Below are 24,833 nucleotides of genomic sequence, written 5' to 3' on the forward strand. Positions count from 1 at the left end.
GGCGGGCGAAATCCGCCTCGGCCGTGACTACACCCCGACCTTCTGGAACGACACCGTGTTCGATCCGTTCGGCACCAACGGCGTGGGCACCAACCTGATCTCGACGGCCAACGGTTTCAACACCGCCGGCGGCACGGGCGGCTTCGGCGGCAATGCCAACTACGTTCGCGCCAGCAACTCGATCGGCTACTTCCTGCCGCCGAACCTGGGTGGCTTCTACGGTCAACTGATGTACGCGTTCCACGAACGTGACAAGTTCGACGGTATCGGCGCTCAAGCTGCTCGCGGTACGGCTCTGAGCCGCACCGGCCGTTACGTCGGTGGTCGCTTCGGCTACGCCAACGGTCCTCTGGACGTCGCAGTTGCCTACGGCAACAGCACGACCGGTGACGCTTTCAACGCCGGTTCGACCGACGCTGTGAAGACCCTGAACCTCGGCGCTTCGTACGACTTCGGTCCCGTGAAGCTCTTCGGTGAAGTTTCGCGCGCCAAGAACACCCGCGACTTCGACGGCAACTTCGTGTTCCAGCCGATCAACCCGCCTGACGTCGATCTGACCGGTTACCTGCTCGGCGTGACCGTGCCGGTCGGTGCTGGCCTGATCCGCGCTTCGTACTCGGCTGTGAAGTACGACCTGAACGCAGTTCAGAACCCGTTCGCCCTGCCGATCCGCGACCCGAAGGCCAACAAGCTGGCAATCGGCTACGTGCACAACCTGTCGAAGCGCACGGCTCTGTACGCCACGGTGGCTCGCGTGAGCAACAAGAACGGTGCAGCTCTGACGACCGGCGGCCCGGCGTTCATCAGCAACGCAACGTTCACCCCGAAGAACTCGACCGGCTACGACTTCGGTATCCGTCACGCTTTCTAATTTGACGCTGGCGTAAGCCAGCTTCGAATCAAAAGCTCAAGAAGCCACTCGACGAAAGTCGAGTGGCTTTTTTCGTTTTGGCGCACCCGCCGTGACGAGTGTTGGCAAAGAGCACCAAGTGCGTGCACCCCCGGGGAACCCCCGTGCGGGCACGCACCTTGCACTGCTAGCATGCCCGTTAACTTTAGTAGCTGAATGATCGCCTTTGTACTGCGCCGCCTGATCCAGGCCGTGATCGTGATGATCGCGGTCGCGTTCATCGCCTTCCTTTTGTTCCAGTATGTCGGCGACCCCGTCGTGTTCCTGCTGGGACAAGACGCCAAGCCCGACCAGATCCGCGAACTGCGCGCTTCATTGGGGCTCGACCAACCCTTCTTCGTGCAGTTCTGGCACTTCCTGGTGAATGCCGCGCAGGGCGAGTTCGGATTGAGCCTGCGCCAGGGCGCCAAGGTGTCGCGCCTCATCGGCGAACGCTTTCCCGCCACGCTTGAACTCGCGCTCGTGGCTGCGGTGCTCGCGTTGTTCATCGGCATCCCGATGGGCGTGTACACCGCGCTGCGCCGCGGTACCTTCATGAGCCAGGTGTTCATGACCGTGTCGCTGCTGGGCGTGTCGCTGCCCACGTTCCTGATCGGCATCCTGCTGATCCTCGTGTTCGCGGTCACGCTCGGCTGGTTTCCCAGCTTCGGGCGCGGCGAGACGGTGAGCTTCGGCTGGTGGACCAGCGGCCTGTTCCGCGCCGACGGCTGGCACCACATCGTGCTGCCGGCCGTGACGCTGGCGATCTTCCAGCTCACGCTCATCATGCGGCTGGTGCGCGCCGAGATGCTCGAGGTGCTGCGCACCGACTACATCAAGTTCGCGCGCGCGCGCGGCCTGTCGAACCGCGCCATCCATTTCGGCCACGCGCTCAAGAACACGCTGGTGCCGGTGATGACCATCACCGGCCTGCAGCTCGGCGGCCTGATCGCCTTTGCCATCATCACCGAGTCGGTGTTCCAGTGGCCGGGCATGGGCCTGCTGTTCATCCAGGCCGTCACCTTCGCCGACATCCCGGTGATGGCGGCCTACCTCTGCCTCATTGCCTTGATCTTCGTGGTGATCAATCTGGTGGTCGACCTGCTGTATTTCGTGGTCGATCCGCGTCTGCGCGTCGGCAAGGCGGGAGGGCACTGACATGACGGCAACGACATCCGAGGCGCCACGCCTCCAGGCGTCCGGGCGCGCGTTCGCGCACATCGCCAGCTTCTATCCGGAGATCACGGCCTTTCGCCGCGACCTGCATGCACACCCTGAGCTCGGCTTCGAAGAGGTCTACACCTCGGGCCGCGTGCGCGAGGCCCTGCGGGCCTGCGGTGTGGATGAGATCCACGAGGGCATCGGCAAGACCGGTGTGGTCGGCGTGATCCGTGGCAAGTCGACCGCCAGCGGCCGCATGATCGGCCTGCGCGCCGACATGGACGCGCTGCCCATGCGCGAGGACAACGACTTCGGCTGGCGCTCCGCCAAGGACGGCCTCATGCACGGCTGCGGCCACGACGGCCACACCGCCATGCTGGTCGGCGCGGCGCGCTACCTGGCCGAAACACGCGACTTCGACGGCACGGCCGTGCTGATCTTCCAGCCCGGCGAAGAAGGCTTCGCCGGCGCGCGCGTGATGATCGAGGACGGCCTGTTCGACCGCTTCCCGGTGAACGCGGTCTACGCCATGCACAACTGGCCCGCCATGCCGGCCGGCACCGTGGGCATCAACCGCGGCGCGATGATGGCCGCGGCCGACCGCGTCACCATCCACATCAAGGGCAAGGGCGGCCATGGCGCGCACGCTTACCAGACCGTCGACCCGGTGATCGTCGCGGCGCACATCATCACCGCGGCCCAGAGCATCGTCTCGCGCAACGTGCGCCCCATCGACGCCGCGGTCCTCAGCATCTGCGCCATGCAGGCCGGCGACCTCGGCGCCATGAGCGTGATACCGGGCGAGGCCACGCTGGTCGGCACGGTACGCACCTTCAGCGCCCGCGTGCAGGCGCAGGTGGAGCAGCGGCTGAGCGAGCTGTGCACGGCCATTGCTTCCGGCTTCGGCGCGAGCGCCAGCATTCAGTACGAGCGCATCTATCCCGCCACCATCAACACCGCGCCCGAGGCGATGTTCGCGGCCGACGTGGCCGAATCGCTGGTGGGCGCGAAGAACGTCGACCGCAACATGGAGCCCAGCATGGGTGCGGAAGACTTCTCCTTCATGTTGCAGAAGAAGGCCGGCGCCTACCTGCGCATCGGCCAGAACGTGCGCGAAGGCGCCTACCTGCACAACAGCCGCTACGACTTCAATGACGAGATCCTGCCGCTCGGCGCCGCGCTGCACGCCGGCCTGATCGAGCAGGGCATGCCGCTTGCCGCTACCCGCGGCACGCAGCCAGTGAAAGCAGCCGCCACCGCGGCGACGTGATGTGTTCGATTTCAACCCGAGGAGTGATTCCATGAGTTTCAAGAAGAATGTGGCTGCGGCCGCCGTCATGTGCGCCCTGGGCGCACTCAGCATGGCTGCCGGCGCGCAGACCATCCGCGTTGCGAACCAGGGGGATGCCCTGTCGCTCGACCCGCACTCGCTCAACGAGTCGCTGCAACTGAGCACCACCGCCAACGTGTATGAAACCCTGGTCGGGCGCAACAAGGACCTGAGCGTCGCGCCGTTGCTGGCCACCAGCTGGAAGCAGACCTCGCCCACCGTGTGGCGCTTCGAACTGCGCAAGAACGTGCAGTTTCATGACGGCACGCCGTTCAACGCCGACGACGTGATCTTCAGCTTCGCGCGCGCCTCGGGCGACGGCTCGGACATGAAGTCGAACACCACCGACATCAAGGAAGTCCGCAAGGTCGACCCGTACACCATCGAGATCGAGACCAAGGGCCCGTTCCCGATCCTGCCCGACGTCATCACGCAGCTCATGATCATGAGCAAGAAGTGGTGCGAGGAGAACAAGGCCGTCACGCCCGTGGACCGCCGCAAGGGCATCGAGAACACCGCCTCGTTCAAGGCCAACGGCACCGGCCCGTACCGCGTGCGCGAACGCCAGCCGAACGTGCGCACGGTGTTCACGCGCAACCCGACCTACTGGGGCAAGATCGAAGGCAACGCGCAGGAAGTCATCTTCACCCCGATCGCCAACCCGGCCACCCGCGTGGCCGCGCTCATCTCCGGCGAAGTCGACGTGATGGAGCCGGTGCCGGTTCAGGACATCGCGCGCGTCAATGCCAGCCCGACGGCCCGCGTCATCTCCGGCCCCGAACTGCGCACCATCTTCCTGGGCATGGACCAGAAGCGCGACGAGCTGCTCTACTCGAGCGTGAAGGGCAAGAACCCGTTCAAGGACAAGCGCGTGCGCCAGGCCTTCTACCAGGCCATCGACATCGTCGGCATCCAGCGCACCGTGATGCGCGGCGCCTCGCGCCCGACCGGCCTGATGGTCGGCCCCGGCATCAACGGCTGGACCGAAGCGCAGGACAAGCGCCTTCCGCTGGATGTTGAAGGCGCCAAGAAGCTGCTGGCAGACGCCGGCTACCCCAACGGCTTCGAGGTGTCGCTGAACTGCCCGAACGACCGCTACGTGAACGACGGCCAGATCTGCCAGAGCGTGGCCTCCAACCTCGCGAAGATCGGCGTGAAGATCAACCTCGTGGCCGAGACCAAGGGCACGTACTTCCCCAAGGTGCTGCGCCGCGACACCAGCTTCTACATGCTGGGCTGGACCCCGACCACCTACGACTCGCACAACGCGCTGACCGCGCTGATGGCCTGCCCCGACGACAAGACCGGCGCCGGCCAGTTCAACCTGGGCGCGTACTGCAACCCGAAGGTCGACGAGCTGACCAAGAAGATCCAGTCCGAAACCGACAAGCCCAAGCGCGACGCGATGATCAAGGAAGCCTTCGACCTGCACACCGCCGACATCGGCCACCTGCCGCTGCACCAGCAGACGCTGGCCTGGGGTGTCAGCAAGAAGGTGTCGCTCACGCAGATGGCCGACAACTACATGCCGTTCAAGTGGATGAGCATCAAGCCGTGATCCCCAGGGCCGCTCTCTGAGCGGCCCGACCATGGGCCCGCTTCTTGCGGGCCCATTCCTTTTTGCCCCACGATGAAAAAAACACTAGCCCGTTGGCTCGACAGCGATGTCGGCTACAGCTTCCGCACTTCCCCGGTGGCGATTGCAGCGGCGCTCATTGCGCTGGTCTGCGTCATCTGTGCGTTGTTCGCCGGATGGGTTTCCCCGCACAACCCCTTCGACCTTGCCGTGCTCGAACTCGGCGACGCGCGGCTGCCGCCGGCGTGGACCGCCGAAGGCTCCTCCAAGTACCTGCTCGGCACCGACGACCAGGGCCGCGACATTCTCTCGGCCGTCATCTACGGCGCACGCATCTCGCTGATCGTCGGCCTGGTGTCGGTGGCGCTGTCGCTCGTGGTGGGCGTGGTGCTCGGCCTGCTGGCCGGCTTCTTCGGCGGATGGCTCGACTCTTTCCTCATGCGCGTGTGCGACGTGATGCTGTCGTTCCCGCCCATCCTGGTGGCGCTGCTCATCTCGGGCGTCGGCCGCGCGCTCTTTCCCGGCGCGCACGAGTCGCTGGCTTTCGGCGTGCTGATCATCTCCATATCGCTGACCGGCTGGGTCCAGTACGCGCGCACGGTGCGCGGCTCCACGCTGGTGGAGCGCAACAAGGAATACGTGCAGGCCGCGCGCGTCACCGGCGTGGCGCCCGTGCGCATCATGCTGCGCCACGTGCTGCCCAACGTGATGGGGCCGGTGATGGTGCTGGCCACGATCCAGGTGGCCACGGCCATCATCACCGAGGCCACGCTGTCGTTCCTGGGTGTGGGCGTGCCGCCGACCTCGCCTTCGCTGGGCACGCTCATCAGCATCGGCAACCAGTACCTGTTCTCGGGTGAATGGTGGATCACGGTGTTCCCGGGCCTGATGCTGGTGCTGATCGCACTCAGCGTGAACCTGCTGGGCGACTGGCTGCGCGACGCGCTCAACCCGCGCTTGCGCTGAACACAAGGACAACGCCACCATGACGCTGCTCCAGGTCAAAGACCTCGTCGTCGAATTTCCGCACCGCCGCGGCACGCTGCGTGCCATCGACCGCATTTCCTTCGACATCGCACCCGGGGAAATCCTGGGGGTGGTGGGTGAGTCGGGCGCGGGCAAGTCGCTCACGGGCGCGGCCATCATCGGCCTGCTCGAGCCGCCCGGGCGCGTGGCCGGCGGGGAGATCCTGCTCGAAGGCCAGCGCATCGACAACCTCGGTTTCGATGCCATGCGGCCCATTCGCGGACGCAAGATCGGCGCGATTTTCCAGGACCCGCTCACTTCGCTGAACCCGCTCTACAGCGTGGGCCGGCAACTGGTCGAGACCATCCGCGCCCACTTGCCCGTGACCGAGTCCGAAGCGCGCAAGCGCGCCATCGGCCTGCTGCAGGACACCGGCATTCCCGCCGCCGAACAGCGCATCGACCACTTTCCTCACCAGTTCTCCGGCGGCATGCGCCAGCGCGTGGTGATTGCGCTGGCACTCGCCGCGGAGCCCAAGCTCATCGTGGCCGACGAGCCGACCACCGCGCTCGACGTGTCGATCCAGGCGCAGATCATTCAGCTGCTCAAGCGCATCTGCAAGGAGCGCGGCGCGGCGGTGATGCTCATTACGCACGACATGGGCGTGATCGCCGAGACCTGCGACCGCGTGGCCGTGATGTATGCGGGCCGCATCGCCGAGATCGGCCCGGTGCACGAGGTGATCCACCAGCCCTCGCACCCCTACACCTCGGGCCTGATGGCCTCGATTCCGGACATGACGAGCGACCGCGAACGGCTCAACCAGATCGACGGCGCCATGCCGCGGCTCAACGCCATTCCCACCGGCTGTGCCTACAACCCGCGCTGCCCGCGCACCTTTGCACGCTGCCTGACCGAGCGGCCCGAGCTCATGCATGCCGGCGCCACGCGCGCGGCCTGCTGGCTGCACGACGCGGCCGACCCGCATGCGGGGCAGGCCGAGATCGCCGCGAAGCACCATGACGCGCTCGCGGGCGGCGAACGCGCCGCGCCCGAGGCGTCCGAACCCCTCGTGGAGGTGACGCGATGAGCGCCGTGACCGAACCCGTCATCGCCACGACCGCGGCCGCTACCGGCGAACCGCTCGTGGTCGCGCACGATCTCGCGCGCACCTTCGACGTGTCCCCACCCTGGCTCAACCGCGTGCTCGAGCGCAAGCCGCGCGTGCTGCTGCACGCGGTGGACGGCGTGAGCTTTTCCATCGAGCGCGGCAAGACGCTGGCGCTGGTGGGCGAATCGGGCTGCGGCAAGAGCACCGTGGCGCGCCTGCTGGTGGGCCTGTACGCGCCCACGCGCGGCGGCCTGCAGTTCGACGGGCAGGACGCGCATGCCGCGTTCAAGACGCCCGAGGGCCGCAAGCTGCGCCGCCGCATCCAGATGATCTTCCAGGACCCGTACGCGAGCCTGAACCCGCGCTGGATCGTGGAAGACATCATCGGCGAGCCGCTGCGCGAGCACGACATCCTGAGCGACAAGGCTGCGCTGCGCGAGCGCGTGGGCGAGCTGCTGAAGTCGGTCGGCCTCTCGCCGCTGGACATGAGCAAGTACCCGCACCAGTTCTCCGGCGGCCAGCGCCAGCGCATTTCCATTGCGCGCGCGCTCGCCACGCAGCCCGAGTTCCTGGTGTGCGACGAGCCCACCTCGGCGCTCGACGTGAGCGTGCAGGCGCAGGTGCTCAATATCATGAAGGACCTGCAGCGCGAGCAGGGCCTGACGTATCTTTTCATCTCGCACAACCTCGCGGTGGTGCGGCACGTGGCCGACCAGGTCGGCGTGATGTACCTCGGCCGGCTGGTCGAAGTGGCTGACAAGCAGGCGCTGTTTGCGGCGCCCCAGCATCCGTACACGCGCATGCTGCTCGACGCCATTCCTCAGATGAAGCACACCGGCCGCCAGCGCACGCCGGTGCAGGGCGAGGTGCCCAACCCGCTGAACCCGCCCACGGGCTGCGCTTTTCATCCGCGCTGCCCGCACGCCAATGCGCGCTGCTCGGCCGAGCGGCCGAAGTTGCTGAGCATCAAGGGCGTGCAGGTGGCCTGCCATGCGGCCGAGGAAGGGCGCATCTAGGTGTGACGCTTCCATAGGTTGTTGCGTGCGCTGGCCGGACGCTGGTCTCTTTCGAAAAGTGTGCGCAAAGGCACCGCCTTGCGCACAGAACTGCTGCAGAGTGCCGCCATGCCAATGACGACGACGCTTGCACACTCCGAACTGGGCCGCCGCGGCTTCCTGATGGGCTCCGCCCTGGGCGCGACCGCGGTGCTCGCTTCCCTGGCCTGCAGCGTGCACGCCGCTGGCGCGCCTTCGCGGCGCATGCCGGTCGTGTTCATCGGCCACGGCACGCCCATGAACGCCATCGCCGACAACGCCTTCACGCGCCGGCTGTCGGCATGGGGCAGGGAGCTGCCGCGGCCCTCGGCCATCCTCAGCGTGTCGGCGCACTGGCTCAGCCGCGGCGCCACCGGGGTCGGCGTGCAGGCGAACCCGAAGACGATCCACGATTTCGGCGGCTTCCCGCAGGCGCTGTTCGATGTTCAGTACCCCGCGCCGGGCCATCCGGCGCTGGCCCGTGAAACCGTCGGCGTGGTGAAGCAGTCGGCCGTGATCGCCACCGACCAATGGGGCCTCGACCATGGCACGTGGTCGGTGCTGAAGCACCTGTATCCCAAGGCCGACGTGCCCGTGTTCCAGCTCAGCATCGACTACGACAAGCCGGCCGCTTTCCACTACGCCGTGGGGCGCGACCTGGCGGCATTGCGCGACAGGGGTGTGCTCGTGATGGGCAGCGGCAACGTGGTGCACAACCTGCGCGCCACGGACCGCGGCACGCCCGACGGGCCGAGCGCGAGCCGGCCGTGGGCGCAGGCTTTCGACGATGCGGTGAAATCCGCGCTGGCGGGGCGCGACGACCGTGCGCTGGTCGACTACGAGAAGCTGGCGGGGGCGTCCACCGCGGTGGCAATGCCCGACCACTACTACCCCTTTCTCTACGCCCTCGGCGCCGCCGGCATCGGCGAGCGTGCGAAGACGGTCTACGAGGGATTCCAGTCGGGCACGCTCAGCATGCGGTGCCTGCAGTTCGGCTGAGCGCGCGGCCGCAACGGCGGGTTACTGCTCCTCGCCCCACGCGAACCCGTCGCGCGCAATCATCGCGCTCGACGCGCTCGGGCCCCAGGTGCCGGCCGCATAGGGGCGCGGACCGCCGTCCGATGCCCAGCTGTCGATCAGAGGCTCGACCCAGCGCCACGCTTCTTCCTGCTCGTCGCTGCGCACGAACAGGTTGAGGCGCCCGTCGATCACGTCGAGCAGCAGGCGCTCGTAGGCGCCCACGCGTTCGGAGCCGAAGCGCTTGTCGAAGTCCAGGTCGAGCTGCACCGGCGCCAGTTGCGTGGCGGCGCTGTTCGCTCCGCTGCTGCGCTGGCGGTTGTCCTGCGCCTGCGCGAGCATGTGCAGTTCCAGCCCGTCCTTGGGCTGCAGGTTGATCACCAGCTTGTTGACGTTGCCGGCCGGCGCGCGGTAGATGGCGTGCGGCGTGGGCCTGAAGTTGACCTCGATGCGTGCGTCGCGCGAGCCCAGGCGCTTGCCGGTGCGGATGTAGAAGGGCACGCCGGCCCAGCGCCAGTTGGCGATTTCGGTGCGCAGCGCCACGAAGGTCTCGGTGCGGCTGTCGGGCGGCACGCCGGGTTCGTCGCGGTAGCCCTGCACCCGCTCGCCGTAGGCCGTGCCGGCGGTGTACTGGCCGCGCACCGCATGCAGGTTCAGGCTTTCGGCGGTCCAGGGCTTCAGCGCGCGCAGCACCTTGAGCTTCTCGTCGCGGATGGCGTCTGCATGTGCGTTGATCGGCGGCTCCATGGCCACGGCGCACAGCAGTTGCAGCGCGTGGTTCTGCACCATGTCGCGCAGCGCGCCGGTCTGGTCGTAGAAGGCGCCGCGCTTTTCCACGCCCAGGTCTTCCGCGATGGTGATCTGGATGTTGGCGATGTGTTCGCGCCGCCAGATGGGCTCGAACAGCGCATTGCCGAAGCGCATGGCGAACAGGTTCTGTACAGAGGGCTTGCCGAGGTAGTGGTCGATGCGAAAGACCTGCTTTTCCTCGAGCACCTTGCTCACCGCCGCATTGATGGCACGGTTCGATGCAAGGTCGTGGCCCAGCGGCTTTTCGAGCACGATGCGCGTGCTCGGCCCGTTCAGGCCCGCCGCGGCAATCTGCTCGACCACCTGCGTGAAGAGCGCGGGCGCGGTGGCCACGTACATCACCACCGTGTCGGCATTGCGCTGCTTGAGCAGCTCGGCCAGCCGCGCATAGTCGTCGGGCTTGGACAGGTCCATGCGCAGGTAGTGCAGCATCGACGCGAACTTCTTGAACTCTTCGGGTGACGGGCGCTTGGAACCCTCGACCGCGCTGAAGCGCGACTGGATGAGTTCGCGGTACTGGTCGTCGGAATGATCGTCCCGCGCCACGCCGATGATGCGGCCGTCCTGCGGAAGGCTGCCGTGCCGGAATGCCTGGAACAGCGCGGGCATCAGCTTGCGCCATGCGAGGTCACCGGTACCGCCGAACAGAACGAGATCGAAGCTCATGAAAAAACTTTCCTTTGTCTGGATGCCGAGCAGGCCGCAGGCCTGGGGGTGCAGTCGCGATGGTACTTGTACCGATTTTCGAAACCTGTACTAAAGCTATGCTGCCACGTGGCCGCAAGGCCTTTTTTTGTTGAAGAGGCGGAGATTCCCAATGAAGAGCAAGATTTTTACCGCAGCCGCGCTGCTCGGCCTGTCGGCCGCGGCCTCGGCCCAGACCGTGAACGTGATCTGTTCGGTGCAGGCCGAATGGTGCAACGTGATCTCCACCGTCTACGCGCGCACCACGGGCGTCCGCATCAACATGGCGCTCAAGGGCTCCGGCGAGGCGCTGGCCCAGTTGATCGCCGAGAAGGACAACCCCAAGACCGACGTCTGGTTCGGCGGCACCGGCGACCCGCACCTGCAGGCGGCCGAGCAGGGCCTCACGCTCGAGTACAAGTCGCCCACGCTGTCGCAACTGCACCCCTGGGCGCAGCAGCAGGCCAAGCAGTCGGGCTACAAGACGGTCGGCATCTACTCGGGCCCGCTGGGCTTCGGCTACAACCCCGAGCTGCTCGCCAAGAAGAAGCTGCCCGTGCCCAAGACCTGGGCCGACCTGCTCAAGCCCGAATACAAGGGCGACGTCCAGGTGGCGAACCCCGCGTCCAGCGGCACGGCCTACACCATGATCGCCACGCTCGTGCAGATGATGGGCGAGGACAAGGCCTTCGAATACCTCAAGGCGCTGCACAAGAACGTGGGCCAGTACACCCGCTCCGGCACCGGCCCCATCAAGGCGGTGGCGCGCGGCGAAACCGCGATCTCCATCAGCTTCGTGCACGACGGCCCGGGCGAGAAGATGCAGGGCTTCCCGGTGGAGACCATCACGCCGAGCGACGGCACCGGTGCCGAGATCGGCTCCATGAGCATCATCAAGGGCGCGCGCAACCTCGACGCCGCCAAGAAGTTCTACGAATGGGCGCTCACGCCCGGCGCGCAGGAACTGGGCGCCGCGAACAAGCAGTTCCAGCTGCCGAGCAACGTGAACGCCAAGCTCGATCCGCGCATTCCGGACTTCAAGACGATCAAGTTCATCAACTACGACTACGCCAAGTACGGCGCCAGCGCCGAGCGCCGCCGCCTGATCGCGCGCTGGGAAAAAGACGTCAACTCGCTGCCGCGCTAAGTGGACGCGCGTTCCATCGACGGTGCGCCGGCCAACCCGGCGTCCGGGGCGGCGGCCCGGCGCTCGCAGCGCTGGATCCGGGCATGGGTGGCGCTGGGTTTCGCGGCCTACCTGCTGCTGCCCTGGTACGCGATCCAGGACGCCACCTGGTACGAGGCCGTTCCGCAGGTCTTCGGCCGGGCCGAGGGCGCCAACGGCCTGATGCAAGCGGCCACGCAGGGGCGCGGCTGGCTGTTCATCGGGCTGGTGGGGCTGGCGTTGTGCGCCGTGGGTGCATGGCGGCCGGCCGGCAAGGCGCAAGGGCGCTGGCTGCTGGCCGGTGGCGCGATCGGCTTCGTCGGGCTGGCCGTTGCGGGCTTCACCATCGGCGCCAAGGGCTGGAGCTTCGCGGCACTCAATACGCAGTTCGGCGAGCTGGCCATCAACCAGTTCGGCATTGGCGCGGGCGGCTTCGTGGCGCTCACCGCCCTGGTGCTGCTGGCGGCCTTCGGCATGGCGCGGCTGGGCCTGTTCAAGGGCGACCTGTTCGTGTCTGCCGCCGTCATCGGCTGCGGCGTGCTGATGGCGCTGTTCATCGCCTACCCGGTGAGCAAGGCACTGGCCGGCGCGTTCTTCAATGAAGACGGGCAATGGTCGATCACCGCCTTCATCGCGCGTGTGTTCACCGAGCGCATCTGGGGCGTGGGTTGTCTTGCCGGCGGCGTGCGCTGCGGCGTGGCATGGAACACACTGGTGCTGGCGCTGCTCACGGCCGCCGGCACCACCTTCCTCGGCACCCTGATGGCGTTGATGGCCGAGCGCGGCAGCAAGCGCGGGCAGGGTGCGTTGCGGGTGCTGGCGCTGCTGCCGATCATCACGCCACCCTTCGTGGTGGGCCTGGGGCTGATCCTGCTGTTCGGCCGTGCCGGCATCGTCAACCAGGTGCTGGAGAACGTGTTCGGCATCGAGCCCACGCGGTGGTTCTACGGCATGCCGGGCGTGCTGGTGGCGCAGCTGTTCGCCTTCACGCCCATCGCGTTCATGATCATGCGCGGCGTGGTGCAGGGCATTGCGCCCAGCCTGGAAGAAGCCGCGCAGATGCTGCGCGCCGACCGGCGGCGCACCTTCTTCACCATCACGCTGCCGCTGCTCAAGCCCGGGCTGGCCAACGCCTTCCTGGTCGGCTTCATCGAGAGCATTGCCGACTTCGGCAACCCGGTGGTGGTGGGCGGGCAGTTCTCGGTGCTGTCGACCGACATCTTCTTCGCCATCGTCGGCGCGCAGTACGACCAGGGCCGCGCGGCCTCGCTGGCCTGGGTGCTCACGCTGTTCGCGCTCGGCGTATTCGCGCTGCAGCGCGGCCTGCTGGGCAAGCAGAACTACACCACCGTGAGCGGCAAGGGCGACGCCGGCATCGCGATGGCGCTGCCCGACGGCGTGCGCCGCACCATCTACTGCGTGGCGCTGCCGTGGATCGCCTTCACCGCCGTGGTCTACCTGTTCGCCTTCGCGGGCGGCTTCGTGCAGACCTGGGGGCGCGACTACACCTTCACGCTGAACCACTTCAAGAGCGCCTTCGCGCTCGAGTGGGGCCAGTTCGGGCTGGTGTGGGCCGGCACCGCATGGAACTCGCTGATCACCACGCTCAAGCTGGCGGGCATCTCGGCGCCCATTACGGCGGCGTTGGGCCTGCTGATTGCGTGGCTGCTGGCGCGCAACGAGTTCAAGGGCCAAGGCTTCTTCGAGTTCGGCGCGCTGCTGGCGTTTGCGATTCCGGGCACGGTGCTGGGTGTGAGCTATATCCTGGCCTTCAACGTGCCGCCCTTCGAGCTCACGGGCACCGGGCTGATCATCGTGCTGTGCTTCATGTTCCGCAACCTGCCGGTGGGCGTGCGGGCCGGCACGGCGGCCTTCAAGCAGCTGGACCGCTCGCTCGACGAGGCCTCGCTGATGCTGCGCGCATCGACCTCGCAGACGCTCTTCAAGGTGGTGCTGCCGCTGTTGAAGCCCGCGCTGGTGGCTGCGCTGGTCTACAGCTTCGTGCGCGCGATGACGACGGTGAGCGCGGTGATCTTCCTGGTCACGGCCGAGAACGAGCTCGCCACCACGTACATCATTGGCCGTGTGGGCAACGGCGACTACGGCATTGCGCTGGCGTACTGCACGGTGCTCATGATCCTGATGTCGCTGGCGATTGCGCTGGTGCAGTTCGTGGTGGGGGAGCGCAAGCTGGGGCGGCGCAAGACCGGGGCTCCCGTGGTGGCCGCGCCGGTGCAGTGAAACGAGAGAACAACACATGAGCAACGGCATCGAATTCCGCAACGTCACCAAGCGCTACGGCACCGACAGGAACGCGCCGCTGGCCGTCAAGGGCATCAGCTTCGAGGTGCCCGTGGGCACGCTCACCACCATCCTCGGGCCTTCGGGCTGCGGCAAGACGACCACGCTGCGCATGATCGCGGGGCTCGAATCCCCCACCTCGGGCTCGATCTTCATGGGCGGGCGCGACGTCACCACGCTCGGCCCCGCCGAGCGCAATGTCAGCATGATGTTCCAGAGCTACGCGCTGTTCCCGCACATGAACGTGATCGAGAACGTGAGCTACGGCCTGCGCATGAGCAGCGTGAAGAAGGACGAGGCCACCGCGCGCGCCCGCGAGGCGTTGCGCGGCGTGGGCTTGGTCGGCTTCGACGAGCGGCTGCCCAGCGAGCTGTCGGGCGGGCAGCAGCAGCGCGTGGCCCTGGCGCGCGCGCTGGTGCTGGAGCCGGCGGTGCTGCTGTTCGACGAGCCGCTGTCCAACCTTGACGCGCGGCTGCGGCGCGAAATGCGGGAAGAAATCCGCATGCTGCAGCAGCGGCTGAAGCTCACGGTGGCCTACGTCACGCACGACCAGAGCGAGGCGCTGGCCGTGAGCGACCAGATCATCGTGATGGACCACGGCGTGATCGCCCAGCGCGGCACGCCGGAGCAGCTCTACGGGCGTCCCGAGAGCGAGTTCGTCGCCGGCTTCATGGGCGAGGCGATGGTGTTTCCCGCCACGGCCCAGGCCGACGGCAGCGTGGTGCTGGGTCCGTTGCGGCTGCAGCCGCGCTATGCGGTGTCCCCTGGCACGGTGAAGGTCGCGGTGCGTCCGGAGGCCTGGCAGATCGGCGCGATCGACGGCTTGCCGGCGACCTTGCGCAAGGCGGCGTACCTCGGCAGCTTCTACGAATACGGCTTCGACACCACCCTGGGGCCGGTCTTCGTGGTGTCGAGCGACCTGGCCCGCCCGCTGGCGGCTGGCGCGCAGACGACGCTGTCCCTCGGAGCCCATGGCGTGAGCGTGGTGCCGGGCGCATGAAACAATGGCGCCATGAACGTGGTTTTCGATCTGGGTGCCGTGCTGTTCGCATGGGAGCCCACCCGCCTGGTACAGACCCATCTCCCGCAACACGCGCCGACTGAGGCCGCCGCGGCCGCGTTGGGGCGTGCGCTGTTCCATCACGACGACTGGACCAGCTTCGACTGCGGCACCCGCACGCTGGACGACGCCATCGCCCGCATGGCTGCCCGCCTGTCGTTGCCGACCGCACCGCTGCACGCGATGCTGGAAGGGCTGGGCGAGCGGCTGGAGCCCATCGGCGTCACGGTCGAGATGCTCGAGCAGCTGATCGCCCACAGGGAGGCGGGCCAGTCGCTGCGGCTGTACTACCTGTCGAACATGCCCGCGCCGTATGCCCGAGCCATCGAGCGCCGGCACGCTTTCATGCGCCGGTTCGACGGCGGGGTGTTCTCGGGAGATGTCAAATTTCTCAAGCCCGAGCGCGAGATCTACGAGGTGCTGGCCATGCGCCATGGCCTCGACCCTGAAGAAACGGTGTTCATCGACGATTCGGCCGCCAACGTCGAGATGGCGCGTGCCTTCGGCTGGCACGCCATCCATTGCACCGCGCCGGCCATGCTGCCGTCGCAGCTGCAGCGTTACCTGCCGGTCAACACCACCTTGTCGGTGTCGAACCCCAGGCTGCGGGCGTAGTCCAGCTCGGCTTCGAGCACGGCGGCGTCCAGGCGCGGCGCACGCGACAGCACCCACAGGTACTCGCGGTTGGGCGTGCCGACCAGCGAGACCTGGTAGTCGCGGTCCAGCTTCAGGATCCAGTAGTCGCCCCACACCAGCGGCAGCCAGCTGAGCCACGAAGGGGCGAAGCGCACCTCCAGACGGCCCGCCCCGGGCTGGCCCGCCACCGGCACCACGCGGGCGGAGCCGATGGTTTCGTCGAAATTGCCGTCCTGCCGCACGCAGCGGTTGCGCACCTGCACAGTGCCATCGGGTTGCGGCGTGTACTCGGCCGTGACCGGGCCGGCACATTGCTTCTGGAACCGGTTGGGCAGGCGGGCCTGCTCGTGCCAGATACCGGCATAGCGCTGCAGGTCGACCGGTGCAACCACCTGCAGCGGCGCCCTCATGAGCGGCGCACCGTCGGCCGGGCCTGCGGGCTGGGCGCGTGCGGTGCGAGCCGCGCCCAGAGCCAGCCAGGTGGCCACGCCGCCCACGACGAAGGCCGTGGCCATGACGCCGATCGCGTGGCTGGTGCGGCGGTCGTCGAAAGGCCGGGCGACGGGCGTGGCGGGGCGAGGGCGTTGGGTCATTGGGGGCACTCCTGAAGGGGATGAAAACGTTCGGCTTGTTCCGAAGGGTAGCCCCAGGGTGGGCGCCTGGCCGTCAGTCACGGACCACAGCCGATGTAGGGCCGGGAGGCTGGAAACGACGCACTGTGCAAGCCGCAGGCGGACGTACAACCCCACAGGCATCAGGTTGATGGAACCGCGCGAAAACCCGTGCTACGGTGCGCATGAAAACATAGGCCGACGCGCAACTGCGTGCAGGACTTGTCACCACCCGCACAGGATAATGATTTCATGAACCAACTCGATGCCCTCCGCCAGTGGACCACCGTCGTCGCAGACACCGGTGACTTCAAGCAGCTCAGCGTTTCCAAGCCGCAGGATGCGACCACCAACCCGTCGCTCATCCTGAAGGCCGTGCAGAAGCCCGAATACCGGCCCCTGCTGGACGAAACCGTGAAGAAGCACGCCGACAAGCCGCTGGACGAGGTCATCGACCGCCTGCTGGTCAACTTCGGCACTGAAATCCTTCAGATCATTCCGGGCCGCGTGTCCACCGAAGTCGACGCCCGCCTGTCCTTCGACACGGCCGCCACCGTCGCCCGCGGCGAGCGCATCGTGGCGCTCTACAAGGCCGAAGGCATCGACACCGAGAAGCGCCTGCTCATCAAGGTGGCCTCCACCTGGGAGGGCATCGAGGCCGCGCGCGAACTGCAAAAGCGCGGCATCCACACCAACCTCACGCTGCTGTTCTCCTTCGCGCAGGCCGTGGCATGCGGCGCCGCGGGCGTGCAGCTCATTTCGCCCTTCGTGGGCCGCATCTACGACTGGTACAAGAAGTCGGCCGGCGCCAAGTGGGACGAGGCCGCCAACGCGGGGGCCAACGACCCCGGCGTGAAGTCGGTGCGCGAAATCTTCAACTACTACAAGCAGCACGGCATCAAGACCGAAGTCATGGGCGCGAGCTTTCGCAATGTGGGCCAGATCCAGGCGCTGGCCGGCTGCGACCTGCTGACCATCAGCCCCGAGCTGCTGGCCGAGCTGGCCGCAAGCAACGAGCCGCTCGAACACGCGCTCGACGCCAAGGCTGCTGCAACCCAGGGCGATGCCAAGAAGGTGAGCTACGACGAGGCGGGCTTCCGCTTCGCGCTCAACGAAGACGCCATGGCCACGGAAAAGCTGGCAGAAGGCATTCGCGCGTTCGCGGCCGACGCCGTGAAGCTCGAAAAGCTCATGCAGGAAAGCGGCAAGTAAACATGGCCATGACCCTACGCTGCGATCGCGCGCCGGCCTGGGCGCAGCTGCAATCCAGTTTCGACGTCGCCGGGCGCCAGTTCGACGTGCGCCACGCCTTCGTCGACGACGCCGGGCGCTTCGCGCGCTTCAGCCAGGAGGCGCCTTATGTCTTCGCCGACCTGTCGAAGAACCTGATCGACGTGCGCACCGAGGAGCTGCTGCTCACGCTGGCGCGCGAATGCGGCCTCGAGGCGCACCGCGACGCCATGTTCGCGGGCGAGCACATCAACAACACCGAAGACCGCGCCGTGCTGCACACGCTGCTGCGCGCGCCGGCCGATGCGCCGACCGGCGCCAAGACGGCGAACGAGCTGCGCGAGGTGCACGCCACGCTCGACGCCATGCTCGCCTATGCCGAGAAGGTTCGCGGCGACCACACGATCACCGACGTGGTCAACATCGGCATCGGCGGCTCCGACCTCGGCCCGCAGATGGCGGTGCTGGCGCTGGCCGAGTTCGCCGCACCGGGCAAGCGCTTTCATTTCGTCTCGAACGTCGACGGGCATGAGCTGGCCGGCGTGCTGAAGGGCCTGGCACCGGAGCACACGCTGTTCCTCATTGCCTCGAAGACCTTCACAACGACCGAGACGATGACCAACGCGCTCTCGGCCAAGCGCTGGTACGAGCAGTCGGGCGGGACGGACATCGCCGGGCATTTCGCGGCACTCACCACGAACGTGGAAGCAGCGAACAAGTTCGGCATTGACACCACCTTCGGCTTTTGGGACTGGGTGGGCGGGCGCTATTCGCTGTGGTCGGCCATCGGCCTGCCGATCGCGCTGGCCATCGGCCCCGAGGGCTTTCGCCGGCTGCTGGCCGGTGCGCATGCGATGGACGAGCACTTCCGTACCGCACCGCTCGCACAGAACCTGCCGGTGCGCCTGGGCCTGCTCGACGTCTGGTACCGCAACTTCCACAAGTTCACGAGCCGCGGCATCGCGCCGTACCACAGCGCCCTGAAGCGCCTGCCGGCCTACCTGCAGCAGCTGGAGATGGAAAGCAACGGCAAGCAGGTCGACGCGAGCGGCAAGCCGGTGGCCTTCGGCACGTCGCCCGTGCTGTGGGGCGAGCCCGGCACCAACGGCCAGCATGCGTACTTCCAGATGCTGCACCAGGGCACCGACGTGATTCCGCTCGAATTCGTGGCGGTGCGCGACGCGGCGCACGACCTCGAAGGGCACCACCCCAAGCTGCTGGCCAATGCGCTCGCGCAGGCGCAGGCCTTGATGGTGGGCAAGCTCGACGCGGGCGGCCACAAGAACTTTCCGGGCAACCGGCCGAGCACGTTCTTCGTGTTCGAGAAGCTCACGCCCGAATCCCTGGGCGCCTTCCTCGCGATGTACGAGCACCGCGTGTTCACCAGCGGTGCGCTGTGGGGCATCAACAGCTTCGACCAGTGGGGCGTGGAGCTGGGCAAGGTGCTCGCGAAAGACATCGAGCCGCGCCTCGCCTCGGGCGACATCACGGGCCTGGACGCCTCGACGGCGGGATTGCTGCGGCGCCTGAGCTCGCGGTAGCGATTTGCAGCGGGCGCCGACGCCGGCGCGCCGCGCAGAAGCCATGTGAGCGAGACGGCCCGACCGCGCCGCGGTGCGCGGATTCTGCAAATTACTTCTCACTGTTTTTGGCTTTGTTCGGAGATGGAGGCCGGGCGACCATTGTTTGCAATGGTGCAGCCCACGCACCCCTGAGACTTCTTGGACGATCACTCGTCAAGGTCTGTGCGTGCCTTCTTCCATCTTCACCAGCTCACGAACAATCTCCGTCGACAGCGTTGCAATGCCCAGCCTGCTGGGCAACCCCGCGCTGGAATTCAAATCGCTCGACGGTCACGAGTCGTTGGGCGAACTCTTCGAATACACCGTCCGGCTGCAGACGCCCGACAGCCCGGCACTCACCGAGTACGTCACGGCCAATGTTCCGGTCAAGCAACTCATCGGCAAGGAGCTCGGTGTTTGCATCGAGCTCGACGGCAAGGGCTTCGGTGTAGCGGCCCGAACGGGCGCAGGCATCCGCGAAATCAACGGCCTCGTCACCAGCGCCCGGTTCGTGCAGCACGAGAACCGCCGCGGCATCTACGAGATCGTTCTGCGCCCATGGTTGATCCTGGCCACCCACACCAGTGACTACAGGATTTTCCAGAACAAGACGCCGCTGGAGATCATCGAAGAGGTGCTGGCCGACTACAGCTTTCCCACTGAAAAGCGGGTCACCCATCGCTACCCGCAGCGCGTGTTCCAGGTGCAGTACGGCGAGACGGACTTCGAGTTCATCACGCGGCTGATGCAGGAGTTCGGTATCTACTATTTCTTCGAGCACAAGGATGCTGCTCACCGGCTGGTGTTGGTGGACGACGTGGGGGCACACAAAACCTTCGAGAGCGGGGCCTACAGGGTCATCAGCTACTACCCGCCAGGGCACCAGGTCGACGAAGAGCACTGCAACGAGTTCTGCAGCAGCGAGAGCCTCGAATCTAGCCAATGGGTCACCGACGATTTCGACTTCACCAAGCCGCGTGCCAGGCTTCGGCAGATATCCAAGATGCCGCGCAACACGGGCAACAACACCTATGAGTTGTACAAGTGGCCGGGTGATTACAGCGATCCTGATGAAGGCCGCGACCTGGCGCGCACGCGCATGGAAGCGACCGGCGCCCCTGGCAGCCGCGGCCGGGGAAGCGGGAACCTGCGTGCGGTCGTCACAGGATGCACCTTCTCTCTGATCAACTACCCGCAGGATGCGGCGAACCTCGAGTACTTGGTCATCGCCAGCACCTTGCGCCTGCACGAAAGCGCGCATGCCAGCGGCCAGGACGGCTACGTGTGCTACGCAGACTTCGAAGTCCAACCCGCCAGCAAGATCTTTCGCTCACCGCAGTCGCAACCCAAGCCGAGCACCGCCGGGCCGCAGACGGCCATCGTCACCGGCCCGAGCGGCCAGGACATCTGGACCGACGAATACGGCCGCATCAAGGTCAGCTTCCACTGGAACCGCTACTGCACGAAGGACGAAAATTCTTCCTGCTGGATCCGTGTGGCCTCCTCTTGGGCCGGCACCAACTTCGGCGCCATGCATGTGCCGCGCATCGGCCAGGAGGTGATCGTCGACTTCGAGAACGGGGACCCTGATCGCCCCATCGTCACCGGGCGCGTCTACAACCGGCTGAACATGCCGCCCAGGCAACTGCCCGGGCAAAAGCACCTCTCGGGTTTTCGCAGCCGTGAACTGAGTGCCGATGGACAAGGCCAGAGTGTCCGCGGCAACCATCTCGAACTGGACGACCATCCCGGCAAGATCCAGGCGCAGCTCAAGAGCGACCACCTGAGCAGCAGCTTGAGCCTGGGGCACATCGGGCGTATCGAAGACACGACCGGCCGCAAGGACGACCGCGGCCAAGGCCTCGAACTGCGCACCGACGGCCACGGTGCGATCCGCGCCGCGCAAGGCTTGTTGGTCACCACGCAAGCCAGGCCCAACGCGCACGCGCATGTCACCGACATGGGGGAAACCATCGTCAGGCTCACGCAGGCGCGCGATCTGCACAAAGGCATGAGCGGATTGGCGCAGCAGGCCAAGGCGCACGAAGTTGGCGATCAGGATGCTGTCACGAAGGTTCTAAAGGAACACAACGACGCGGTAAGGGGCAAGCGCGCCAGCTCGGCGCAAGCGCAGTTCCCGGAGCTCGACGAACCCCACCTCGTGCTTGCCAGCCCGGTGGGCATCCACAGTAGCGCAGGCACGGCGACGCACATTGCCAGCGTCACGCACAACGCGCTGAGCAGTGGCGGGCATACCAGCATCAGCGCGGGCAAGAGCCTGTTGGCCAGCGTGCAGGACGCGATTCGTCTGTTTGCCTGCAAGGCCATCCGGCTGACGGCGGCCACCGCGGGCATCGACATCGTGGCGCTGCAGGACAGCATCAAGCTGATGGCCAAGCTCGACATCAGGCTGGAGGCCCACAGGATCAGCATCACCGCCAAGGAAGAGATCCTGATCAACGGGGGGGGCAGCTACACCCGATGGGATGCCTCGGGCATCGTGCATGGCACTACCGGGGTGTGGCGAGAGCACGCTGCCGCGCACAGTTTCGCGGGGCCGGACAGCTTGCCGGTGGCCGTTACTTCCCTTGATGTGCCTCACGTGCTGCCGAAGAAACACGGCAAGTTCCATTTCTCTGTCTGAAGCCTGACGCACATGATCATCAGCCCTCCCTTTCTCTCGTTGAGCAACATCCCGGTCTATGACGGGCAGTGCGTGAGGAACGTCATGCCAGGTGGAATCGTCGGCAGCGGTGCCTACCCCGTCAGTCAGGCCATGGGCTGGCACGGCGGGCTTCACATCCACGCGCCGACTTCCATGGAGCCCGTGCGCGCCATTGCCGACGGCACGGTCGTCTTCAGGCGCGACGCAGGCAACGCGCGCTACGACAACCAGGACCATTCCACGGGTTGCGTGGTGATCCGCCACGTGACCGAGATCGGCGCGCAGGGCACGACGCCCGTTGCTGTCACCTACTACTCCATTACCCAGCATCTCCGGCAATTGGACCGCGACCTGCCCGCCGTCGGCAGGGCCATCTACCGCAAGGACAAACTCGGGCTGGCCGGCACCATCCACGGCGAGAGCGACCGCATTCATCTGGAAATCATCGCGGGCGATGCCGATACCCTCAAGCTCGTAGGCCGTAGCAGTGGTGAGTTGGCGGTCAGCGGCAACGGCCGCATCGATGCGGTCTATGGCCAGATGTACGTGCTGGTCCCCGCCAAGAGCCTGTTCTACAGCGCTCAACCCAGCGGTGCTGCCATGCCCGCGGCCGCCGGGGACAGTGGCAATGACGACCTAATCGTCGGCATTCGGCATGAAGCAGGCAGCACCACTTTGGCCACTTGCAAGCTCGACGGCCAGATCGTCGGGACGGCGCCGAGAGAAACCGATGCCGAATACGACCTCTACACCGAAGCGAATGCACGCCATGGCCGTCTGAGCACAGCCGACCGGCTCACCAGCAGTCCCAGCGGCTGGTACGAACTGCTGCGCTTCGGCCACAACCTGGGCAGCGACCCTCTGCCCGCAAACGCAGCTCACTGGCGCAAGGTGGTGTTGCCGGGCCAGCCGGGAGGGGTCTGGGTCAATTTGAATGCCCCGAACACCAAGAAATTCAGCGACGCCGATTTCCCGCAGTGGGCAGGCTGGAAGCTGATCGACGATGACGTGACCGACGACAACAGCCGCTGCGACTCGGCCGCGATCAACGCGATGCTGACCTCGCCACCTCAAACCGGGGCCACAACGGTCCTCACGCCAGCGCAGAAGGCCGCTGATCGCATGCAGAACCTGTGCAAGTCCGATGTGCAGGAGAAATTGGCCAAGACCATTTGCAAGTTTCCGACCGAATGGGCCAAAGATGAAGTGCGCAAGCGCTGGGCATGGACGAGGGAGACCGGAAATCCCTCGATGCCGTATCCGCTGGAAGACGAAACCGACTTCACGGAAATGGCGGACTTCGCGCAGAAGCTTTGCTTCTGGGAGGACCTGCCTGCTGAAGACAAAAGCCGCCTGACGATCAAGCACTGGCATTTTCATCCCAGGGAGTTCATCGCGCATTTCAGGATGTGCGGGTGGCTAAGTGCCGCGGAGCTTTCAAGAGCGCTCAGTGCCGCACCAACAACAGGGCGGACTCGCGCAGAGGTACTGCGCTTCCCCATGAATACGATGCTGCTCAAATATGGTGTGGCCGGGAGTCGACTGAGAACAGCGCACTTTCTCGCACAAGTCGGTCATGAAACTGGCTGGTGGCAGTTTCGAGAGGAGCTCGGCGATGAGAAATATTTCCGAACCATGTACGAAGTAATTACCACAGCCGAAGCGGCGGCGGATTATCGATCTGGACTCGCTCAGCGCCTCAAGCTGGTCAAAGTAAATGAGAGCGAGCAAGCGTATGCGGCACGCAGGCCTGGTGCCGTTATGGTGAAAGCTCAGGGAATGGACAACGGACTGGCAGGTTCGGCGGCGGGTGGGCAGACGGGAGACGGTCCAAGATTCCGAGGGCGTGGTTTTCTTCAGATTACAGGGCGACGCAACTACACGAGCTACGGTCTTTTTCGTGGTCGCAATTTCACTAGCGACCCCAATCCATCGCTGTTGGCTTCAAATGATTTCAATGCATGTGACGCTTCTGGATTCTATTGGGCGCGCGAGCGAGCAAATAATGCAGCAGATGCTGGCAGTGCACCAGTAGACGTGACGCGTGTAGGAGGGATCGTCAATCGCGGTAGCGCAAATAAAATTCCTTTGCACGATAGCGAACGACAAACTGTATTTGCCAGTATTTGGAGTCGCCTGAATGAATCGATCTGACAGGGTGTGTTTTTGCTTTTTGCTCATCGTCATTGCGCGCGTGGCCAGTGCAGCTGCACCTGTTCTTGAGTGTCCGATTTCTACAGCAGTTTCGATCGAAGGAATCAGTCGGACTGTTTGCGAAGTTTCCAGATCGGTCATGATTGAGCGGTACTTGAGTCCGGAGCCGGCATCTGTTTATGCGAGCAAACTCGACCGGCGCGAAGTGGCGATTGCAACGGGGAAAAATGCTGAATCTGTCGCGTCGGTAGCCGGACTGAGACTTGGGCCCCGATTTGTCCAAGTGCAAACGAAATTACTTCAGCCGCCATTTGTTGACCAAGTAGCCAGACGTTACGTAAATCCAATGAAAATCAGGTACAAAAATTGGATGATTGCGTATGAAGAAATCGAATATGGCGCTCAAGGCTCAGCCCACGGGTTCCCTTTTGAATGCGCAACAGCTATTCAATCTACTTGGCAGGCTAGGAAGATCGTTGCTGAGTGCTTTCCGCTAGAAGAACGAGCCCGCTTCGCGAAAACACTGGACGCCGTACGGTAGGTGTGCGGGCCCTGAGATATAGCGTTTCTCCGACCACCGGGAGCCTCGACCGTCACGAGTAAAGCAGCAAAGCCAGTGCCGACTTCGCGTGCGAGGTGCTGACTGTCCTTTGGCGTTGGGCAAAGAGACGAACGACCGACGCCCCGGTGAGGTTTGCAGAGGGCATGTTGCGCAAAACCCGCGTTCGTTTCGCGCAGCTCGGTGCGTCGAAGCCGCACGACAAGGAGGCCGCGCAGTTCCACCGCCGGCTACTGGGCAGCCGGCTATGGCCTTTGGACCCGCAACATGCATGCTGTATTGCAGTAGCTAGGGAATATCCCAGTCAAGTGG

Annotated in this window: 19 protein-coding genes; 17 read left to right on the top strand and 2 right to left on the bottom strand. The window is 65.7% G+C overall.

The window, feature by feature from the left end; translation table 11 throughout:
* The 8 genes from AC1DJH_RS20760 to ygiD form a co-directional block, all read left to right on the top strand.
* Positions 1-871, top strand: an 871-nt coding sequence (locus AC1DJH_RS20760; RefSeq protein ID WP_478186998.1) for a porin, incomplete at its 5' end; no start/stop codon positions are given.
* A 195-nt stretch (positions 872-1,066) separates the two neighbouring features.
* Positions 1,067-2,047 carry an ABC transporter permease gene (locus AC1DJH_RS20765; protein ID WP_435441666.1) on the top strand — a complete coding sequence of 327 codons (981 nt, stop codon included), beginning with the start codon at positions 1,067-1,069 and terminating at the stop codon, positions 2,045-2,047.
* A 1-nt stretch (position 2,048) separates the two neighbouring features.
* A complete protein-coding gene (locus AC1DJH_RS20770) occupies positions 2,049-3,320 on the top strand; it encodes a M20 aminoacylase family protein (protein WP_478186999.1) in 1,272 nt (423 codons plus the stop codon).
* 31 nt (positions 3,321-3,351) lie between these two features.
* On the top strand, positions 3,352-4,938 hold the full coding sequence (locus AC1DJH_RS20775) for an ABC transporter substrate-binding protein (RefSeq protein WP_435441668.1): 1,587 nt from the start codon (positions 3,352-3,354) through the stop codon (positions 4,936-4,938).
* A gap of 72 nt (positions 4,939-5,010) precedes the next feature.
* The gene (locus tag AC1DJH_RS20780; protein ID WP_435441669.1) at positions 5,011-5,922 is read left to right on the top strand and encodes an ABC transporter permease; all 912 of its coding nucleotides are present in this window, start codon (positions 5,011-5,013) and stop codon (positions 5,920-5,922) included.
* A 19-nt stretch (positions 5,923-5,941) separates the two neighbouring features.
* A complete protein-coding gene (locus tag AC1DJH_RS20785) occupies positions 5,942-7,012 on the top strand; it encodes an ABC transporter ATP-binding protein (RefSeq protein WP_478187000.1) in 1,071 nt (356 codons plus the stop codon).
* Positions 7,009-8,049 carry an ABC transporter ATP-binding protein gene (locus AC1DJH_RS20790; protein ID WP_478187001.1) on the top strand — a complete coding sequence of 347 codons (1,041 nt, stop codon included), beginning with the start codon at positions 7,009-7,011 and terminating at the stop codon, positions 8,047-8,049. Before AC1DJH_RS20785 ends, AC1DJH_RS20790 begins: the two co-directional genes overlap by 4 nt.
* A 108-nt stretch (positions 8,050-8,157) precedes the next feature.
* Positions 8,158-9,066: a 4,5-DOPA-extradiol-dioxygenase gene (ygiD, locus tag AC1DJH_RS20795; RefSeq protein ID WP_478187002.1), complete on the top strand. Its 909-nt coding sequence runs from the start codon at positions 8,158-8,160 to the stop codon at positions 9,064-9,066.
* Between the two features lie 21 nt (positions 9,067-9,087).
* On the opposite strand, the gene zwf is transcribed toward ygiD, so the two are convergent.
* The gene (gene zwf, locus AC1DJH_RS20800; protein ID WP_435494129.1) at positions 9,088-10,560 is read right to left on the bottom strand and encodes a glucose-6-phosphate dehydrogenase; all 1,473 of its coding nucleotides are present in this window, start codon (positions 10,558-10,560) and stop codon (positions 9,088-9,090) included.
* Positions 10,561-10,711: 151 nt separating this feature from the next.
* On the opposite strand from zwf, the gene AC1DJH_RS20805 reads away from it, so the two are divergent.
* From AC1DJH_RS20805 to AC1DJH_RS20820, 4 genes are read left to right on the top strand one after another with little or no spacing between them, the layout of a single operon-like run.
* Positions 10,712-11,725 carry an ABC transporter substrate-binding protein gene (locus AC1DJH_RS20805; protein WP_478187003.1) on the top strand — a complete coding sequence of 338 codons (1,014 nt, stop codon included), beginning with the start codon at positions 10,712-10,714 and terminating at the stop codon, positions 11,723-11,725.
* A complete protein-coding gene (locus tag AC1DJH_RS20810; RefSeq protein ID WP_478187004.1) occupies positions 11,726-13,984 on the top strand; it encodes an ABC transporter permease in 2,259 nt (752 codons plus the stop codon).
* A 16-nt stretch (positions 13,985-14,000) separates the two neighbouring features.
* Positions 14,001-15,044, top strand: coding sequence for an ABC transporter ATP-binding protein (locus AC1DJH_RS20815; RefSeq protein ID WP_478187005.1), 1,044 nt, complete (start codon positions 14,001-14,003; stop codon positions 15,042-15,044).
* 12 nt (positions 15,045-15,056) lie between these two features.
* Complete coding sequence (locus AC1DJH_RS20820; RefSeq protein ID WP_478187006.1) at positions 15,057-15,719, top strand: HAD family hydrolase; 663 nt, start codon at positions 15,057-15,059, stop codon at positions 15,717-15,719.
* On the opposite strand, the gene AC1DJH_RS20825 is transcribed toward AC1DJH_RS20820, so the two are convergent.
* On the bottom strand, positions 15,665-16,333 hold the full coding sequence (locus AC1DJH_RS20825; protein WP_478187007.1) for a lipocalin family protein: 669 nt from the start codon (positions 16,331-16,333) through the stop codon (positions 15,665-15,667). The two genes, AC1DJH_RS20820 and AC1DJH_RS20825, sit on opposite strands and share 55 nt — an antisense overlap.
* 270 nt (positions 16,334-16,603) lie before the next feature.
* On the opposite strand from AC1DJH_RS20825, the gene tal reads away from it, so the two are divergent.
* From tal to AC1DJH_RS20850, 5 genes are all read left to right on the top strand, one after another.
* A complete protein-coding gene (gene tal, locus AC1DJH_RS20830; protein ID WP_478187008.1) occupies positions 16,604-17,563 on the top strand; it encodes a transaldolase in 960 nt (319 codons plus the stop codon).
* Between the two features lie 2 nt (positions 17,564-17,565).
* Positions 17,566-19,122: a glucose-6-phosphate isomerase gene (pgi, locus tag AC1DJH_RS20835; protein ID WP_478187009.1), complete on the top strand. Its 1,557-nt coding sequence runs from the start codon at positions 17,566-17,568 to the stop codon at positions 19,120-19,122.
* Positions 19,123-19,330: 208 nt separating this feature from the next.
* Positions 19,331-21,787, top strand: coding sequence for a type VI secretion system Vgr family protein (locus tag AC1DJH_RS20840; protein WP_478187010.1), 2,457 nt, complete (start codon positions 19,331-19,333; stop codon positions 21,785-21,787).
* 12 nt (positions 21,788-21,799) lie between these two features.
* On the top strand, positions 21,800-23,962 hold the full coding sequence (locus AC1DJH_RS20845; protein WP_478187011.1) for a hypothetical protein: 2,163 nt from the start codon (positions 21,800-21,802) through the stop codon (positions 23,960-23,962).
* Complete coding sequence (locus tag AC1DJH_RS20850; protein WP_478187012.1) at positions 23,949-24,503, top strand: hypothetical protein; 555 nt, start codon at positions 23,949-23,951, stop codon at positions 24,501-24,503. The genes AC1DJH_RS20845 and AC1DJH_RS20850 overlap by 14 nt, the downstream gene beginning before the upstream one ends.
* The last annotated feature ends 330 nt before the right edge of the window (positions 24,504-24,833 follow it).

The organism is Variovorax sp. 10N412, assembly GCF_056394985.1.